The 17,532-nt window shown below is 72.4% G+C and carries 11 protein-coding genes; 7 read left to right on the top strand and 4 right to left on the bottom strand.

Annotated elements, in window-relative coordinates; genetic code table 11:
• Window positions 1–23: 23 nt before the first annotated feature.
• Window positions 24–2,795 (bottom strand): glycosyl hydrolase, encoded by a 2,772-nt coding sequence (locus ACVV2G_RS16820; RefSeq protein ID WP_453843494.1) that lies wholly within the window; start codon window positions 2,793–2,795, stop codon window positions 24–26.
• A gap of 1,062 nt (window positions 2,796–3,857) precedes the next feature.
• Here ACVV2G_RS16820 and ACVV2G_RS16825 point away from each other — a divergent pair.
• Window positions 3,858–4,379: an ATP-binding protein gene (locus ACVV2G_RS16825; RefSeq protein WP_453843495.1), complete on the top strand. Its 522-nt coding sequence runs from the start codon at window positions 3,858–3,860 to the stop codon at window positions 4,377–4,379.
• A gap of 145 nt (window positions 4,380–4,524) precedes the next feature.
• Here the strand turns inward: ACVV2G_RS16825 and ACVV2G_RS16830 are convergent, their stop codons facing one another.
• Complete coding sequence (locus tag ACVV2G_RS16830; RefSeq protein WP_453843496.1) at window positions 4,525–4,959, bottom strand: peptidoglycan-binding domain-containing protein; 435 nt, start codon at window positions 4,957–4,959, stop codon at window positions 4,525–4,527.
• A gap of 327 nt (window positions 4,960–5,286) precedes the next feature.
• On the opposite strand from ACVV2G_RS16830, the gene ACVV2G_RS16835 reads away from it, so the two are divergent.
• Window positions 5,287–5,796, top strand: a complete 510-nt coding sequence (locus tag ACVV2G_RS16835; RefSeq protein ID WP_453843527.1) for a helix-turn-helix domain-containing protein — start codon at window positions 5,287–5,289, stop codon at window positions 5,794–5,796.
• Window positions 5,797–6,644: 848 nt separating this feature from the next.
• A complete protein-coding gene (locus ACVV2G_RS16840) occupies window positions 6,645–9,176 on the top strand; it encodes an ATP-binding protein (RefSeq protein WP_453843497.1) in 2,532 nt (843 codons plus the stop codon).
• Between the two features lie 133 nt (window positions 9,177–9,309).
• On the opposite strand, the gene ACVV2G_RS16845 is transcribed toward ACVV2G_RS16840, so the two are convergent.
• Both ACVV2G_RS16845 and ACVV2G_RS16850 read right to left on the bottom strand, forming a co-directional pair.
• Window positions 9,310–11,544, bottom strand: coding sequence for a pyridoxal-phosphate dependent enzyme (locus ACVV2G_RS16845; RefSeq protein WP_453843498.1), 2,235 nt, complete (start codon window positions 11,542–11,544; stop codon window positions 9,310–9,312).
• Between the two features lie 25 nt (window positions 11,545–11,569).
• On the bottom strand, window positions 11,570–11,776 hold the full coding sequence (locus ACVV2G_RS16850) for an MbtH family protein (protein ID WP_453843528.1): 207 nt from the start codon (window positions 11,774–11,776) through the stop codon (window positions 11,570–11,572).
• Between the two features lie 362 nt (window positions 11,777–12,138).
• On the opposite strand from ACVV2G_RS16850, the gene ACVV2G_RS16855 reads away from it, so the two are divergent.
• The 4 genes from ACVV2G_RS16855 to ACVV2G_RS16870 all read left to right on the top strand — a co-directional run bounded on the left by ACVV2G_RS16855 (window position 12,139) and on the right by ACVV2G_RS16870 (window position 17,480).
• Complete coding sequence (locus tag ACVV2G_RS16855) at window positions 12,139–12,765, top strand: TetR/AcrR family transcriptional regulator (RefSeq protein ID WP_453843499.1); 627 nt, start codon at window positions 12,139–12,141, stop codon at window positions 12,763–12,765.
• A 33-nt stretch (window positions 12,766–12,798) separates the two neighbouring features.
• Window positions 12,799–15,255, top strand: coding sequence for a LuxR C-terminal-related transcriptional regulator (locus ACVV2G_RS16860; protein ID WP_453843500.1), 2,457 nt, complete (start codon window positions 12,799–12,801; stop codon window positions 15,253–15,255).
• A 268-nt stretch (window positions 15,256–15,523) separates the two neighbouring features.
• Window positions 15,524–15,895, top strand: a complete 372-nt coding sequence (locus ACVV2G_RS16865) for a nuclear transport factor 2 family protein (RefSeq protein ID WP_453843501.1) — start codon at window positions 15,524–15,526, stop codon at window positions 15,893–15,895.
• Between the two features lie 142 nt (window positions 15,896–16,037).
• Window positions 16,038–17,480: a tryptophan 7-halogenase gene (locus ACVV2G_RS16870; protein WP_453843502.1), complete on the top strand. Its 1,443-nt coding sequence runs from the start codon at window positions 16,038–16,040 to the stop codon at window positions 17,478–17,480.
• Window positions 17,481–17,532: the final 52 nt, after the last annotated feature.

Here is a 17,532-nt window from a genome sequence, read left to right on the forward strand (position 1 = left end):
CCCGCCGCACGGTGTTCGCCGGTTCAGCTGTACGGGATCACGACCACGGAGCCGTCCGTGCTCGTCCGGAGCTTGGCGGTCCCGTTGCCGATGGCGCTCCAGACCTCGAGGCGTACGGTGCCGCCCCTGAGGTCGCCCAGTGCGCCCGTGGCCGTCCTCAGGCCGCGTGCCTGCGTGTACTCCTCCCAGCCTGCGACCGGGTCGGTCGCGAAGTAGTGGTACGTCTCGGTCCGGTCGAAGGTGCCGTCACCGGTGAGGTCGTAGCTGACCCGGGCCTGCTGGCCGAGGCCGACCGTGGTGCCGGCGTCCACCTGGAGCCGGAAGGCGGTTCCCGCGCCCGGAGTGCGGGTGCCGTCGACGCCCCGGGCCTCGTAGACGAGGGGCTGGTACGGGCTGCCGTCGTGGTTGGCGCCGCCTCCGGAGGCGATCGTGTCGCTGCCCGGCGTACCGCCGGTCGCCGTGGTCAGCACACCACCGCTGCGCAGCTGGAAGGTGTTCCCGGCCGGCGGGTCGGGTTCCCCCGGCCCGGTCCCCGTGCCGGTGCCGCTCGCGGTGGAACGAGCCGGCACGGCGAGGGTCCTGCCGTCCGAGAACGTGACGGTCCGAGCCGACGAGCCGTGGTTGTGGGCGACGTACGTGCGGGTCGTCCCCTTCGTGAAGACCGCGGAGGTGGGGATGTCGCCGGTCACGGTGGCGTCCGGGGCGCCGACGGCGTCGAGGGTGTTGATCCAGTGGTACGTGTGCGCTCTGGACTCCCCCTGCTCGGGGGTGTACGCGGCGTGGCCCGCGTCCCACTTCGCCCTGGCGGCGGCCGGGTCGGCGAAGGACTGGAACTCCCAGAGGATGTCGCGCCATTCGACGGCCGGACCGCCGTTCTCCCGTTCCATCTCCGCGATGTTGCGCCGGATCGCGGCCTTCTCGCCGCCGAGGTGGAGCGATCCGCCGGTCACCGGCAGGACGTTGATGCCGTGGATCTCCTCGGGGTTGGCGGTCCACCAGGTGGCGTAGGCGGCGCCGCTTCCCCAGACCATGCCGGCCGTGTCGTGACCGAAGGAGGAGGGGAACACCTGCTCGTCGGCGTCGAACCAGTACTGGGCTATCGCCTCCGACTCGGTGGTCAGCAGGTAGGTGCCGAGGTCGCGCAGCGAGGTGTCGCCGGTGGCGGAGCCCCACAGGACGAGAGCCGCGCTGAGGTTGGTGGACTCGGAGGAGGACTCCTGGTTGTTGCCGGCGGCGAAGCCCTGGTGGCCCGAGGCCCAGCTGTGGCCGGCGTAGACGTCGAAGCCGCGCAGGAAGGGGAAGGCGCTGTCGGTGCGGCTGGGGTTGGCGGTGTCCCGGACCAGGGTCTTGACCATGCCGCCCCAGGCGGAGTCGGCGGCCCAGGCCTGGTCGTACTGGGCGACGATCGCCGCCGCGTAGACGTAGTAGCTGTAGTGGAAGTGGTGGTCGTTCAGCTCGGTGTCGCTGCCGTAGGAGGCGGGGTAACCCGTGAGGGTCTTCCAGTCCTTGTCGTAGCTGAACTCGTTCGCGCCGCCCGCCGTGAACCAGTCCTGGAGCTTGCCCTTGAGCAGCCCGACGAGCTTGTCGCGGATGCCGTTCTCCCCGATCTGCTCGGCGACCGGGACGAGTTGCGCGAGGCGGCCGAGGGCCTTGCCCGTCCAGTAGGTGTCCGAGGCACCGGAGAAGGGGTCCGAGGCGTTCGCGGCCTCGTTCAGGTAACCGCGCAGCCGGGCGGTGTCGACACCGTTCGACCTGGGCAGCGCGGGCAGCACCGCGGACGCCTTCTGGGTCGTGGTGAAGGAGGCCGATTCGCGGACCTTCATGGTGCCGCGCGGTGAGACGTAGGTGTAGGGCGTCAAGGCGTCCGTGGTGTTCAGCCACTGGTGGCGGTACAGCGCCTGGAGCGTGCCGCGCTCGGTGCCTTCCTTCGCCTCGGTGGTGAGGGCGTAGGTGGCCCTGACGGTGCCGCCGGTGTAGCTCCAGGAGACCTTCGAGCCGGTGACGAAGCTGTAGGCGTACTTCTTGAAGGTCGCCAGCGCGCCGGTGGACGGCAGCACGGCGACGGAGAAGTAGTCCCGTGAACCGAGGCCCGCGGTGACGGTGGACCCGGCGACGTTCCAGTCGCTGCCGGTCGGCGCGAAGAGGGCGTAGTGGTGCCCGGCGACGGTGATGCCGAGGACGTTGCCCTGGTCGGCGAAGACGGTGGGTGCGCCGGCGGTGGTGATCTGGGCGTTGCCGCCGGAGCCCTTGGCGTACACGAACGGGGAGCCGTGGCCGATGGTGGTGCGCAGGGTGCGGGCGCCGTCGGACCAGTAGGGGGTGACCGTCCAGTCCGACCAGTCGTCGGCCTTGGTGTCGGGCGAGTTGAGACCGGTCAGTCCGATGGTGAGGTCGCGCTTGTGGGCGTACTCGTACTGGCGGCCGTCACCGACGATCGAGGGAGACGTCGGGTAGCCGACGTCGAGGCCGCCGGCCGTGGCCTGGTAGGTGAGGGGATGCCCGTACATGGGCGTGGAGTACGGGTTGTCGCCGTAGCGCTGGAAGGCGAGGGAGGACCACCAGTCGTTGCTGGGGAGGGGCCGGTTGCGGGCGGCGGCGGTCACTTTGGGCGTGACGGGCGTTCCCGTGTTGGTGGTGGGGCCCGACGTGCCGGGTGGCCGGGTGTCGGAGTAGCTGCCGGAGCCCACGGGAATGGTGGCGGCGGCCGCCGGTACCGCGGCCGGGCCCAGGCCGACGACGGCGAGGGCCGAGGTCAGGAGCAGGACTACTGCCGGTCTGGTGCGTGGGGATGTCATGCGCCACCTCAAGTCTGTACAGGAGATGAGTCTGAGAGCGCTCTCAGATGGCCGGAACGTAAAGCCTCCGTAATGCGCATGTCAATATGTTGAACACCGCCAGTAATGGACGCCCGCCCACGTCCGTCGCGCCTTCACGTCTTGACGGCGCGAGCGGGCGAGGGACGTTTGCAATGGGTACGACGGGTACGACGGGTACGCGCAGTGTCCGGGGATCTCCCGTGGCCTCGCGCCGGTGAGTACCCTGAATCCCTTCCGGCTCGACCGGCGTGGCGACGTGCCGGAGGCGACGTGCCGGAGACGGCGTGGCTGAGACGGCGCGCCGGAGACGGACACGAGGCGGCCGTCGGCCCGCTCAGGCCGACCAGCCGGGCCGTGGCCCACGGCACCCCGGCCTTCGCCCTGCGCGTCGAGGCCGCCGGCCGGACCCTGGTACTCCGGCGACACGGCCCCTGCACGAGCCCGACGCAGCTGGCCGACGGATGCGACGTACTGCTGTGCGAGGCCGAGAGCGCGCAGGTACCCGTCGAGGGCGACCGGGTGCACCACACCCCGAGGACGCGGGCGACACCGCCCGCGCGACCGGGGCGGGGCGACTGGTCGTCGCCTGTGTCGGCCGGTCCCTCACGCCGGAGGAAGCGGTGGCTCGCGCCTTTACCCGCTTCGGCGGCCTCGTCGAGTACGCGGCGCCGGGTGCGGACTTCGAGATCGGTCGGGGCCGCCGGTGTCCGGGGCCTTCGATGAGCTGACCGCGTCCGGCGCGGGCTCCGGAACACAGGCGGGCGACGAAGCGGTCCCCGTTCCCGGGGAAAGTCCCGCCGAACGCCGCGATAACCTTCAGCGCATGCTCACGGCCCTCGGGGTTGCGGATCTCGCAGGTTCCTTCTTCACTGCCAGGACGACACTGCGGACTTCGACCCTCGAGGTTTCACCGGCACCGCCTGTACCGTTTGCCCGGCCCCACGCCTTCCACAACGCGGTCCGGGACGGGTAGACGGTGCTCGGCCCGCCACCAGGCGGGAGCAGAAGTACAGAAGCATTCAACTGAGAGTGACGATCTCCATGTCTCAACCGCTTATGAAGCAGGCGGACGGGCAGGAACCGGACGACACTCTGCGTCGGCACCTGGCCTGGGGCGGCACACCGCCCACGGCCGCCCGGGCACGGGCCGAAGCCGACGCACTGCTGTCCGCCCTGCACCGCGTCCGGCAGGTGACGGTGCCGCCGTTCGCCGGTGACGACGTCCGGCTCGTGGTCAGTGAACTGGTCACCAACGCCGCACGACACGCTCCCGGCCCCGGCCGCCTGGAAGTACAAGCGCTCGCGTGTGGTCGCGTGGTCCGGATCACCGTCTGGGACACCTCCCCCGTCATGCCCGTGCTCCGGGAGACGAACCCCCGCCGTGTGGGCGGACACGGCCTGGAGATCGTCGCGGCCCTCAGCAGCCGCCTGCTCGTCCAGCACACCGGCGAAGGCAAACGGATCACGGCCGAGGTCTCCCTCCATCAGGCCCCTTCTCCCGCCGGCCCCGGCCGCCACGACCTCGACGGGGCACCGGGCAACGACCCGGGACACCAGCCGTGACCGCAGCGTCGTCCGGCACGGCGAGCGGACAGGATCAGGACAGGACAGGACAGGGCAGGGCAGGGCAGGCAGGACAAGGCAGGCAGGACAGGGCAGAGCGGAGCAGGGCCGTTGGGCGGGGGGACACCGAGGGCTGTGCCGGGTCTCAGACGCAGCCGTACCGCGCGCCGGTCTCGTTGCTGTAGCAGGCCCACTTCATCTTGCCCATGGTCTCGCGGCCGTAGACGCCGTCGACCGCCGCGCCGATCCTGCTCTGCACGTTTCGCACAGCGGTTCTGGTGGCCTGTCCGAACTCGCCGTCCAGTGCGAGACCCGCGCCGTAGCAGCTGTTCGAGTTCTTCTGCAGGGCTTTGACGCCGGCGCCGGAGTGCCCGTACTGCGGGTAGCAGTAGATCGTGAAGTTGGCGCCGTTGATCGGGTAGACGAAGTGGCGGCCGGTCGACCCGTTGGGGACCGAGGTCGAGCCCGTGCACACGCCGTCTGCCGCCTGGGCCGGAGTGGCGGTCACCACTCCTGCCGCCGGAGCCGCCAGCAGGGTCCCCGTCGCGAGAAGCACCTTGCTTCTCCCCTGCTTACGCATATCTGTCAGTTCCTTTCACGATGAAAGACGTCATGCTTCCGCGCAGCCGGACACCGTCGGCACACGGCCGTCAAGGCCAGGGACGACGTCCGCCGCAGAACCTAGGGGCGTCGTGCGACGTGGACTGTGTCATGCATGCCGGATGCTTTGTCAGTGGTGCACAGCGTCAGGCGCCACGAGGCGGGCCCCGGCGCGTGCCCGCCGAAACCGTTGCCCCGCACGAGACAGTTCCGACACCCTGATCCAGGGAAGCGTCGGCGTCGAAGGGCGACTGCCGGGCCGGCTCGGTCACCGCCACCGACGAAGGGCCGCGACGCGAGCCCGGTCCTGGACACCGCTTACATACCGCCGCAGGACCGGGAGGAAGTGGTCCGTCACGCGGTGTGGGAGTCCGTGGTGGCCGTCGACATCGACCACCGTCCTCGGGCCGAGAACCCCTCCGTCCACACGGGGTCCGGGCACGGTGACTCCCGCCTGGCCAGAAGGCCGTTGGAGGCGACACTCAGCCTGCGGATCACTCAGTACATCCGGGAGCATCTGGCCGACCCCGACCTGTCGGCGGCACGGATCGCCGCCGCGCAGGGCCTCTCCGTGCGCCACCTCCACACCGTGCTGTCCCGGTCGGGCATCAGCCTCGGGGACTGGATCCGTACCCGCCGACTGGCCGAGTGCAGGCGGGAGTTGGCCGGACCGACCGCGCGGCTGCCCACCATCGCGGCGACTGGGCGGAGGTGGGGGTTCGTGGACGCCACACACTTCAGCACAGTCTTCAAACAGGCGTACGGAGTGACGCCTCGCGCCTGGCGCGACCAGAGTCACGCCGACCCCTCCGCCTGACGCCTCCGCACGGCCGCGCCGCATAGCCGACCAGGGTCAGGAAGAAGTCGACTCGGCAGCCGTCAAGCCGCAGGCCCTCCCCTCCGCCGTGAGCCGTGAGCCGTGAGAACGGGGTCGTGAGCCGTGGCGGGGAAACGGAGGAGATCCGGCACCTTCTTCCCGCGAAAACGGGTCCGCCCGGCGACGCCCGGAGGCCTGCACGCGGCCGATGGTGCGGCAACGTCTTCCGAAACGGGCTCGAAACGGGCCGCCCCACAAGGGAAACGGAAACGGAAACGATGTCCCACCGAACCCCCGAACCACAGTCTTTTGGGTACGTGCAAAGCATTGCTTGACCCGTGGACTGGGCCATTCCTAGGCTCTGAGGCAATCACGCGGAGCGAACCTGCTGTCCGCGCCTCGGCATTCGTTCTCCGTGACACCCCCACATCTCAGTGCAGAAAGACGGTGTTCGGTAGTGACCACCCGCCTTGCAGATACCCCGCGCACCGACGGCCGGCAGCTGAGCCGATGCGGCCGGCCCACCGGCAGATGACCGAGCCGAGCGCGGCGAAACCCCGGTAGCCGCTGCGGACGGTGCCACTTTCCTTCGCCCTTCCGACGGGCGGGCCGCGCCCCGATCGCGCGCCGATGCACTGGAAGGCTTCTTCTCAATCAACGGGCGCCCGCCCGTGCCTCCCCCCTCCCCCCGTGCTCCCCCGGTGTCCCGGTGCGTCCGGCCGCACCGGTTTCCTTTCTGGTTTGGACCGGCCCATTTGAACCGGCCCCTTCGCGTGTCCCCAGAGTCGGGTTCGTCTTCCGAACACAGCACGTCGCTGCACCCGCCGACCTCACGAAAGGTGTGTGCCATGTCCACCCCCACGACCGTCACGTGCGCTACCTGCGGAACCTCCCTGACCCGAACCAAGCGGTCCCGCACCTCGCAGCCCCGGGCCCGCTACTGCTCCAACGCCTGCCGCCAGCGCTCCTACCGGCTGCGGCACCGGTCCGGCGGTGTGGACGCCGGGCTGGGCAGCGAACTGCTGACCCAGTTGAGCAGCTTCGTCGGCCGGGCCGACGAACTGGTCGAGCTGACCCGGCTGCTGCACGAGGTACGGCTGCTGACACTGACCGGGCCCGCCGGCGTGGGCAAGTCCCGGCTGGCGTCGGAGGTGGCCGGCCAGGAGGCGCGCGGCCGGCGGAGCGACGTGTCGGTGGTGCGGCTGGGCGCGGTCAGGGACGCCGGCACGGTACGCCGGCGCATCCTCGACACGCTCGGCGACGAACCCGACGGGAGCGCGGCGACGGCCCCGGACAGGCTGCTCGTCCTGGACGACTGCGACCACGTGCTGTACACGTGCGGAACCCTGCTGACCGAGTTGTTCCCCGGACGACCTCGGCTCAGGGTGCTCGCCACCAGCAGGGAGCCGTTGTGTCTGCCCGGCGAGTCGGTGTTCTCCGTGACCGGTCTGGCGCTCGGCGATCCCGAGTCCGTCGACCCACTCGCCGACGGTCTGCGTTCGGACGCGGTCTCGCTCTTCATGGACCGGGCCCGCGCCGTCGCCCCGGACTTCCGGCTCAGCCGGGACAACGCCGCCGACGTGGCCGAGATATGCGCTCGTCTGGACGGACTGCCGCTGCCCATCGAGATGGCCGCCCGGCTGGTCCGGGTCTTCCCGCCGGCCGAGATCCGCTCCAGGCTGCACGACCGGTTGGCGCTCCTGACGAACGGCTGGCGGCTCGCCGACGACCGCCATCAGAGTCTTCGCGCCGCGCTGGAGTGGGGGTACGCGCTCTTGAATCCGGTGGAACAGGCGCTGCTGCGCAGACTGTCGGTCCTGCCGGGCGGATTCGGGCCGGACGCGGCCGCGGCGGTCACGGCGGACGTGCCGGGGGCGGCGGTCGCGCTGCCGGAACTCCTGGTCGCCCTGGAGGCAAAGTCCCTCATCACCCCGCTGGCCGGCACGGGCGTCGGCACCGCTCGCTTCCGGATGCTGGAGTCCACGCTCTGCTTCGGGCAGGAGCGGCTCGTCGCGGAGGGCGAGGACACGGCGACGTACGAACGGCTGACCGCCTGGCTGACAACGATGTCCCTTCCGTTCCGCGACGAGGCCGTGGTGCCGGTCGCGGCGCTGGACCGGTTGGCCGAGGAGCGCGTCAACCTCGCCCACGCGGTGCGGCACCTGGCAGCGGGCTCGGACGAACGCCAGTTGCTCCTGGCCGGGGCGCTGGCCGCGGTGGAGGGGGCGCGGGGGCGGAGCGCCGAGGTGGCCGGGCTCGTGGTGCACGCCCTGGAGCGGACAACGCCGGACTCCATGTACCGCGCCGTGGCGCTGGAGGCGACGGCCCTGGCCGTTCGGGACTCCGAGCCCGACGGGGCGGCGCGGCGGATCGACCGGGCGGTGCGGGAGGAACGACGGCAGGGCCGTTCCCCTCTGCTGGGAAGGCTGCTGCTGGTACGCGGGATCCTGCGTCAGATGCGGGACGAGCGCCGGGCGTCGGTCGACGACCTGGAGGAGGCGCTGGAGATCGGGCTGCGGTCGCACCACGGCACCCTCGTGGCGCTGAGCCTGGGTGCCCTGGCCCGGCACCGGCTGGAGAGCGGCGACCCGTCCGGTGCGGAGCGCGAGCTTGAACGAGCCCTTCCCGTACTGCGGGACGGAGTGGCACCGCAGTGGCTGAGCCCCGTGCTGTCCACCGCCGGTTCACTGGCGTTGGAGAAGGGCGACGCGCACCGCGCGGAGGAGTACTTCGCCGAGGCGTTGCGCTGCCGTGCGTATCATCACGCCGATGCCGTACGGGCGTTGGAGGGGCTGGCGCTGGTCGCCGTGCGCGGCTACCGGTTCGACCGCGGGGTACGGCTGCTGGGTGTGGCGGAGCGGGTACGTGGCGGCGGCTTCGAGGGGAGCGGTTGGTGGCGGCAGCGTGTCCGGCAGGCGCGTGAGACCGCGCTGCGCGCACTGCCCGTGGGCCGGGCCGAGTCCTGGCTGGAGGCAGGTCGTGCGATGCCATGGCGGCAGGCGCTGGGCCTGGCGCTCGGCGGGGAATCGGTGGAGCCGCGGGGCAGGGGGGCCGCGCATCCGCTGAGCAAGCGGGAGCGGGACGTGGCGGCGCTGATCGTGGAGGGCCTGACCAACCGCCAGATCGCGGCGCGGATCCATGTGTCCGTGCGCACGGTGGAGACGCACATCCGCCACATCCGCACCACGCTGGGGCTGCGGTCCCGGGCCCACATCGCGGCCTGGGTGGCGCAGCGGCAGGCCGACGCGCCGGAGGTGTCCGCGCCGGCGCCGTCCGCGTCCTCGGCGGCGGTGCTGCGGCGGCTGTCCGACCCTCGGGAGAAGCTGCGAGGGGTGGGAGTCGGAGGCGGCGTCGTCCGGCCGGAGCTGCGGGGCGCGTAGCCGCCGTGGTCCGGCCGTCGCGTGAGCGGCGGTGGGTGCGGCGGCCCGGGCCGGGCGGCTTCGGTGCGCAGGGCGTGACGGGGTGCCCGAGGGTTCACCGCCGGCTGTTCGGCCGGCCGGCGGTGCCGTGCACTCAGGGCGCCGGGGTGGTCTCCACCCGGATCAGTGCCGTCGCGGTGTTCAGGGCGGTCTCGACGTCCTGGGGTGTCGAGCCCACGGCGAGCACGTGGCCCAGGCGGTCGTAGGCGTCCCGCGGCGGGCGGACCGTACGGCCCGGGGCCCCGGTGGTGACGACGGATTCGACGCCGGGGACGCGGGCGGCCTCGGCGGCACCCGTGATACCGGTCAGCCGTCCGGACTCCGTCGCCGTCAGGAACCGCAGCCCGGCGTGGCGGGCACGGTCCGCTTCGAGCGCGAGGGGGCGACCGGTGACGGCGCGCAGATGCTGGTCCAGCAGGTCGATGCCGGTCGCGGCGCGGACCAGTTCGGGGATCATGCCGCCGGCCAGGCGTCCGTTGACCTCGATGACGACGGGTCCCGCCGGGGTCAGCCGGACCTCCACGTGAGCGGGGCCCAGTTCGAAGCCGATCGCCTTGAGTGCCTGCCGCGCGCTCTCCGCCAGCTCCGCCTCGGCCTCGGGGGGCAGTGCGGCCGGGAAGAGGTGCCCGGTCTCGACGAAGTACGGCAGTGCGGTGGCGGTCCGTCGGGTGACCCCGACGCACACGGCCTCGCCGCCGGTGCAGAACATCTCCACGCTGTACTCGGGCCCCCGCGCGAACTCCTCGACGAGTACCCTGCCCGCGCGCTTCTGGCCCCGGACGTTCTCGGTGGTGGCGAGGATGTGTGCGGCCTGTGTGAGAGCGCCCGCCTCGTCGGCGCACCAGCGCACGTCCTGCGAGCCCGAGCCGTCGGCCGGCTTGACCACGCAGGGCAGTCCGACGCGGGCGACGGCCGCCGCGACACCGTCGGCGGATTCGACGACGACGTGGGCGGGCTGCGGCACACCCGCTTCGCCCAGGACGGCGCGGCTGAGGGACTTGTCGCGGCAGAGTGCGGCGGTGTCGGGGGCGTGGCCGGGCCGCCGGAACGACCGGGCCAGGGCTGCCGCGTGGACGAGGTAGAAGTCGCTGGTGGTGGTGACGCCCGCGACGGGGCGTCCCGCCGCCGCCGACTCGGCGGCGGCCCGGACGGCCGCTTCGTTCTCGGTGTCGCAGCGGACGGCGTGGCAGCCGGTACCCTCCAGCCCGGCGTAGCGGGCGGGGTCCTTGGCCAGGAGGACCGGGGCGAGGCCCAGCCTGGTCGCGGTGCGCAGGGCCAGCATGCCGGTGCCGGTGGTGTTGGACTCGACGAAGACGAGCACGGGGCGGTGTCTGCGCGGAATCGACGCGTAGGACCACCGGTGGACGGTGGTGCCGAAGGGCACCTCGGTGGGGGCGGTGGCGACGGGGCCCGCGGCCCGGTGGCGGTAGACGGTCTCGGCGTACCGGTCCCCGCGGTCCGGCATGATGCCGACGAGCCGGGTCCCGGGCGCGGCGCCGGCCGCGAGGTGGGCGAGGACCCGGTAGACCGAGCCGGAGGTGTTGCCGGCGAAGATCTTCTGTTCCCTCGCGAGGCTCTTCGTCGCGTCGAAGGCCTCGTCGTCGGAGAGCCAGTGGACCTCGTCGAGGAGCCGGTGGTCGATGTTGTCGGGGTGGAGGCTGTTGCCGAGTCCGCTCTGTTTGCGGGTGGCGAGGTCGGGCTGGCCGAACAGCACGCTGCCGACGCAGTCGACACCGACCACTTTCAGGTCGGGCAGGTGCTCCAGGAGCGCGGCGGAGGTGCCGCAGAGCGAGCCGCCGCTGCCCACGGAGCCGACCAGGACGTCCACGGTGCCCAGGTCGTCGAGGAGTTCGGCGGCGAGGGTCCGGTAGGCGGCCGGGTTGTCCGGGTTGCTGTACTGCTGCGGCCACCAGGCGCCCGGCAGGTCTCGCATCAGGCCGGCGAGGCGTTCGAGGCGGGCGCTCTGCCACCCCTGCGCGGTCATGGCCTCCACGACGTGCACGCTGCAGCCCATCGCCTCGAGCTTGGCGAGGGTGACGGGGTCGATGCGGGGGTCGGTGACGATGTGCACGGGGTGACCGAGGTAGGTGCCGACCAGGGCGACGCCGAGGGCCATGGTGCCGGAGGAGCTCTCCACGATGGGGGCGCCCTCGCGCAGGGCGCCGGTGCGGCGGGCCTCCAGGATGACGCGGCGGGCGACGCGGTCCTTCATCGCGTAGGGGTTGAGCAGTTCGAGTTTGGCGTAGACCTCGACGTCGTCGGGGGCGTCCACCCGCAGCCGGACGGCCGGGGTGTTCCCGATGGCGTCGACGAGGGTGTCATGTCGCATGCGCGCTCCTCCGGGTGTGCCGCGGTCAGCTTTCCATGGCCTCGATCAGGCTCCTGGGCCGCAGATCGGTCCAGTTCTCCTCGATGTGGGCCAGGCACGCCTCGCGGCTGTCCTCGTCGTGCGCGACGGTCCAGCCGTCGGGGACCTCCGCGAACGCGGGCCACAGCGAGTGCTGTCCCTCGTCGTTGACGAGGACCTGGAAGGTGGCGTCCGGATCGTCGAACGGGTTCACCTGTCCCACCGCCCTTTCCCGTGTCTTCGCGCGGTGGCCGCTCCACCGTCGCGCCGTCATCCTCACGGCGCGCGCCGGGCCGGTCCTCGGTGGGATCCACCGTTACGGCCACGGGCGCCGCCGACTCGTGACGTGCCTGCTAGAACTGGGGCCGTGTTCCGGGAGTTCCCGGACGGGGGCTGCCGGGGCGCGGGTTGGGTACGTACAGCGGCGCCCCACCCCTGTTCGGCTCCCGGGAGGAGCGGTCTCGGCCTCGGGCGGGTCCGCGTGCCCCTCCCCGCCGCACCGCCGTCCCCGGGCGCGACCGTCCCTGGGCGGGCCGGGACAGGACAAGCGCCCAGGACCACCGATGTGAGGACACGATGTACAGGGACCTGCCGTCCCGCTCCGTGCACGGCCGCACCTTCACCCAGGAGGCGCGCAGAGCGCAGATCGTCGAGGCCACGATCGAGACGCTGGCCGAGATCGGCTACACGAAGACGTCGTTCACGGCGATCTGCAGACACGCGAACCTGAGCAGCACCGGTCTGATCTCCTACCATTTCGCGGGAAAACCGCAATTACTGCAGGAGGTCGTACGGACCATCGTGGAGAAGGCGGGGGCACTGCGAACCAGCCGGGTCGCGCAGGAGACGACGTACCGCGGGAAGCTGGGCGCCTACATCTCCTCGCACTTCGACTTCATGGCCCGTTACCCGGCGCACGCCCGGGCCCTCACCGAGATCGCCGAGCTGGTCCGCGAGCGGCCGGCCCTGGAACTGGACGACGTCGCGCGCAGCGCCCTGTCGGTGGAGGGTCTGGTGACGCTGCTCGAAGAGGGTTGCCGTGCGGGCGAGTTCCGCGTCGCCGACCCGCCGGTGCTGGCGCTGGCCGTGCAGGGCGCCCTCGACAACGTGGTCCGCCACCACGAGTTGTTCGCCGTGGCCGATCCGGACCGTCTGGCCCGGGAGCTGACGGACATCTTCACCCGTTGCGCTCTGTCCCCCTAGCGGCCCGTCGCGGGGTGCGAACCGTTCGTCCGGGTGGCGCGTACTGGCTTCGGACACGGTGACGGGCCCGGCGGTGTTCCGGCGCTCGTCGATGCCGACCTCGAGTCGATCAGGACGCTCGTCCGTCTCCTGCGCACCCGGCACGACCTGCCGGTCCTGCTGGCCCTCGGCTGGCGTGACGGCGAGGAACCGGCCGCTCCCACGGAGTGGGCGGCGCGTTCGATGTTCGAGGTGATCAGACCCCGGCCGCTCTCCGGCCCGGGTGTCGCCACAGTGGTGCGCCGGCTGACGGGGGACTCCGTCGAGGCCGGCTTCGAGGCGGGGTGCCTGGACGCGACCGGCGGCAACCCCGCACTGGTGACGGGACTGGTCACCGGCCTGCGCCAGCTGCGCCGACCGCTGACGGCCGCCGCGCTGGAGGCGGCGAGCGAGGGCGACATCCCGGTGTTCGGTGCACGCCTGAGACGTCTGCTGCACGGGCAGTCCCCCGTCGCCGTACGCGCCGCACAGGCCATGGCCGTCCTGGGCGACCGGACCGCGACCACCACCGGGGCCGGCCTGGCGCGGGTGGAGACGACCGCGTTCATCCGCTCCCTCCGCAGGCTGGAGGCGGTCGGACTGGCACGGGGCTCCGCCGCGGACACGTGGTCCCTCGCACACCCCGCCGTCCGGAGCGCGGTCCTGACGGGCACCCCGCCCAGGACCCGGACGGACCTGCACGGGCGCGCCGCCCGGCTGCTGCACGACAGCGGAGCGCCGGCCTACGACATCGCCGGGCACCTGCTGGAGTCGCCGGCCGTCGCGCGGGAGCCGTGGGCGCGGGCCCTGCTGCGGGAGGAGGCCCGCACGGCGATGCTCCGCGGGGCCGCGGAACACGCGGCGGACCTCCTGCGGTCCTGCGTTCCGCCCGGCCGCGAGGACACCTGCGACCCGGTACTGGTGATGGAACTGGGCATCGCCGAGAGCAGGGGGGACGCGGAGTCCGGAATCGGGCGTCTGACGTCCGTGCTGGACCGCCTGCCCGACCCGGACCTGCGGCTGACGGCGCTCAGCACGCTCGTCGGTGCCCTGACCCGCACCGGCCGGGCGGGACGTGCGGCGGAGCTGCTGGCCGCCCAGGACACCGGTTCGCCCTCCGGACGGGCGCGTCTCCAACTGCTGGAGGCGGACATGCTGCTGGCCGCGACCGACCACCGCGACGCCTACACGGGCCTGCTCGAAACGGTCTCCCTGCGTCTGGACCTGCCCGGCACGACCCCCGAGGAGCGCGCCCTGCTCGCGGGCCGTGCCTTCATCGCGGTGAGCCGGGCCGAGCGCCTCCCGCAGGCCCTGTCGGCGGCGAACAGGGTGCTGACCAGCGGTACGCCGATCACCGACTCCCCCGTCTCGCTGGCCGCCGCGGCCGCCGCGCTGACGTACGCCGACCGTCCCGCCGACGCCGCCCACGTGTACCAGCAGCTCCTGGAGGGCACCGACGCCGTGCCCGACCACCTGCGGGCCGGTCTGCTCGCCCTGGACGGCGAGGCCGCCCAGCGGCTGGGGCGCCTCGACCACGCGCTCCGCTCCACGGCCGAGGCCCTCGGGTCGGTGCCGGGCGCCCGGGTCACCCACCACCAGGCGCTGGCGCTGGCGGTCCGGCTGCACACGCTGCTCGACCGGGGCGACGTCGTGGCGGCCGGCGCCCTGGCCGGCACGGTGCCGCAGGACGTGATCGACGACGCCTGGCAGTGGAGCGAGTACCTCGGTGCCCGCGGGCGCCTCCGGCTGGCCCAGGACGACCCCGTGGCCGCGGTGGCGGACCTGACGGAGTGCGGCCGTCGGCAGGAGCTGTGGCAGCGGACGAATCCGGCCGTCTCGCCGTGGTGGTACTGGGCCGGACACGCCCGTCTGGCCGCCGGCGACCGTGCGGAGGCGGGCCGCCTCGCGACCCGGGCGGTGGATCTCGCGCACTCCGCCGACTTCCCGGTCGCCCTGGGCACGGCGCTGGAACTGCTGGCCTCGGCGGGCGACGAGCAGCGGCGGCTGCAGACCCTCGAGGACGCCGAGAGCGTGCTGGCGCACGGCGGCGCCGCGCTGTCCCTGGCACGGACACGGGTGGCCCGCGGCCGTGCCCTGCTGCGGGCCGGGCACGTCGGGCCGGCCCGGAAGGTGCTGCGCCGGGGCTGGGAGGAGTCCCACGCGCTCGGGGCCCGCGCCCTGCACGACGAGGCACACCGTCTTCTGCTCAGCGCGGGGGCCCGGCCCCGGCGCGCCGTTTACCGCGGGGCGGGCGAACTCACCCGCAGCGAGAAGCAGGTGGCACGGCTGGCGGCGGCGGGACGGACCAACCTGCAGATCGCGGAGGCGCTCTTCGTGACGCGTCGTACCGTGGAGCTGCACCTCACCTCCGTCTACCGCAAGCTCGGCCTGTCGGGACGCAAGGAGTTGCGCAGCGCCCTGGGGCCGTCGCGGGACACCGCGGAGGCCGGCCCCGCGCGCCGCGAGCCGTGACGCGAGGGCCGACTGCGGTGTGCCCGCCCGCGTCACACGACGGACTTCCCGGCCCGCTCCTTTCCGGGACTTCTTCCCCGGCGGGCTGCCCGAACGCGCCGAAGTGTGTCTAGGCTTGCGTCAGTCACGCAGCCAGGCCGTTCGCCTGTCGTCTGCCGGATCCGCTCTCGTACACCGCAGACCGGGTCCCACTTCCCCCCACCGTCGGCGTCAGTCGGCTCCCCGTCGCGCGGAGCGCTGAGCGCCTTGTCGACCGGAAGGAAACGGCATGACCGCTTTCGAGGTGGAGCAGATCGCCGAACGAGTCCGCCGCTACTACGCGTTGGTGGACGACGGAGACGTGCAGGGAGTCGTCGGGCTCTTCGCCGACCGCGCGGTGTACGAGCGGCCCGGCTACGAGCCCATCGTCGGACGGGACGGGCTCGACGCCTTCTACCGTGGTCGGCGGGTCATCGACGCGGGGACCCACACGGTGGTCAGGCTCGTGGTCGGGCCGGGCGACGCCGCCGTCGAGGGTGAGTTCCGCGGGAGGCTGAAGGACGGCAGCGAGGTGGACCTGCGGTTCGCCGACTTCTTCCGGCTGAACGAGGACCTGCTCTTCGAGGTCCGCAACACGTACTTCTTCTCGCCGATGGTGTGAGCGCGGGGCGCCGCCGCGCGTAACGGTGGCTGACACCGATGTTCCCCCTGTCGCGGCCCGTGAGGATTCCGTCCGGACGACCGTGTCGTGGTCGCCGCCGGCCGGTCCCGTCGGCCGGTCCCCTCTCGGCGGAAGGGCCGCTATGACCAGTACCGACGATGCGGAATCGGCGGAGTCGTTCGACGTGATCGTCGTCGGAGGCGGCCCCGCCGGGTCGTCGGCCGCGACGTTCGTGGCCATGCAGGGCCACCGTGTCCTGCTCCTGGAGAAGGAGGAGTTCCCCCGGCACCAGATCGGTGAGTCCCTGCTGCCGTCCACGGTGCACGGGATATGCGCGCTCCTCGGCGTGTCCGAGGAACTGCACGGTGCCGGGTTCACCAAGAAGCACGGCGGCACCTTCCGCTGGGGCTCCCACACCGAACCGTGGTCCTTCGACTTCGCGCTCTCCGAGAAGTTCGCGGGCCCCACCTCGTACGCCTACCAGGTCGAGCGCATGAAGTTCGACCAGCTGCTCCTCGACAACGCCCGGCGCAAGGGCGTCGTGGTCCGCGAGCGGTGCGCGGTCCGCGACGTGCTGGAGGACGAGGGCCGGGTGTGCGGGGTGCGCCACGAGGACGAGGACGGCGCCGAGCGGGAGACGCGCGCGCGGTTCGTCGTGGACGCCTCCGGCAACCAGGGCCGGCTGCACGGGCGCGTCGGCGGCCGGCGCCGCTACTCGGAGTTCTTCCAGAACATCGCGCTGTACGGCTACTTCGAGGGCGGCAAGCGGCCCCCGGCGCCGAACAGCGGAAACATCACGTGCGTCGCCTTCGAGTCGGGCTGGTTCTGGTACATCCCGCTGACCGAGACCCTCACCTCGGTGGGCGCGGTGGTGCGCAAGGAGTGCGCGGACCGGATCCGCGGCGACCGCGACCAGGCGCTGGCCGCGATGATCGCCGACTGCCCGCTGGTCGCCGACTACCTGTCGCAGGCGGAACGGGTGACCAGCGGGCCGTACGGCGAGGTCCGCGTGCGCAAGGACTACTCGTACCTGCACGACACCTTCTGGCGTCCGGGCCTGACGCTGGTGGGCGACGCGGCGGGCTTCATCGACCCGCTGTTCTCCTCCGGCGTGCACTTGGCCACGTACAGCGCGCTGCTGGCCGCGCGTTCCGTCAACAGCGTGCTCCGCGGCGACCTGGGGGAAGAGGAGTGCTTCGCGGAGTACGAGGCCCGGTACCGCAAGGAGTACCAGACCTTCCACGACTTCCTCGTCAGCTTCTACGACGTCACCCGGGACGAGCAGCAGTACTTCGACGAGGCGCGGCGCGTCACCCGTGACTGCGCGCCCGGCGCCGGCGCGTTCGTCGGGCTGGTCGGCGGTGGTGCCTCGGACGACGCGGCACTCACCTCCGACTCCTACCGGGACCAGCGCAAGAAGGACCTGCGGCAGCAGTCCCGCGACGTCCACTGGGAGGGGCACCGCATCCAGATGCAGGCGGCCTTCGGTGAGGCGGACGACGACGTGCCGGTCGTCAAGGACGGGCTGGTCGTCGCGCAGGACGGCATGCACTGGACGAGGAGCGCGCAGTCCGCTCCGGCGTGACCCGGCCCAGCGTCCGGCACCGGCCCGTCCCGGCCGGCGAGGCCCTCGCCGT

The sequence above is a fragment of the Streptomyces sp. JK94 genome, assembly GCF_053613315.1.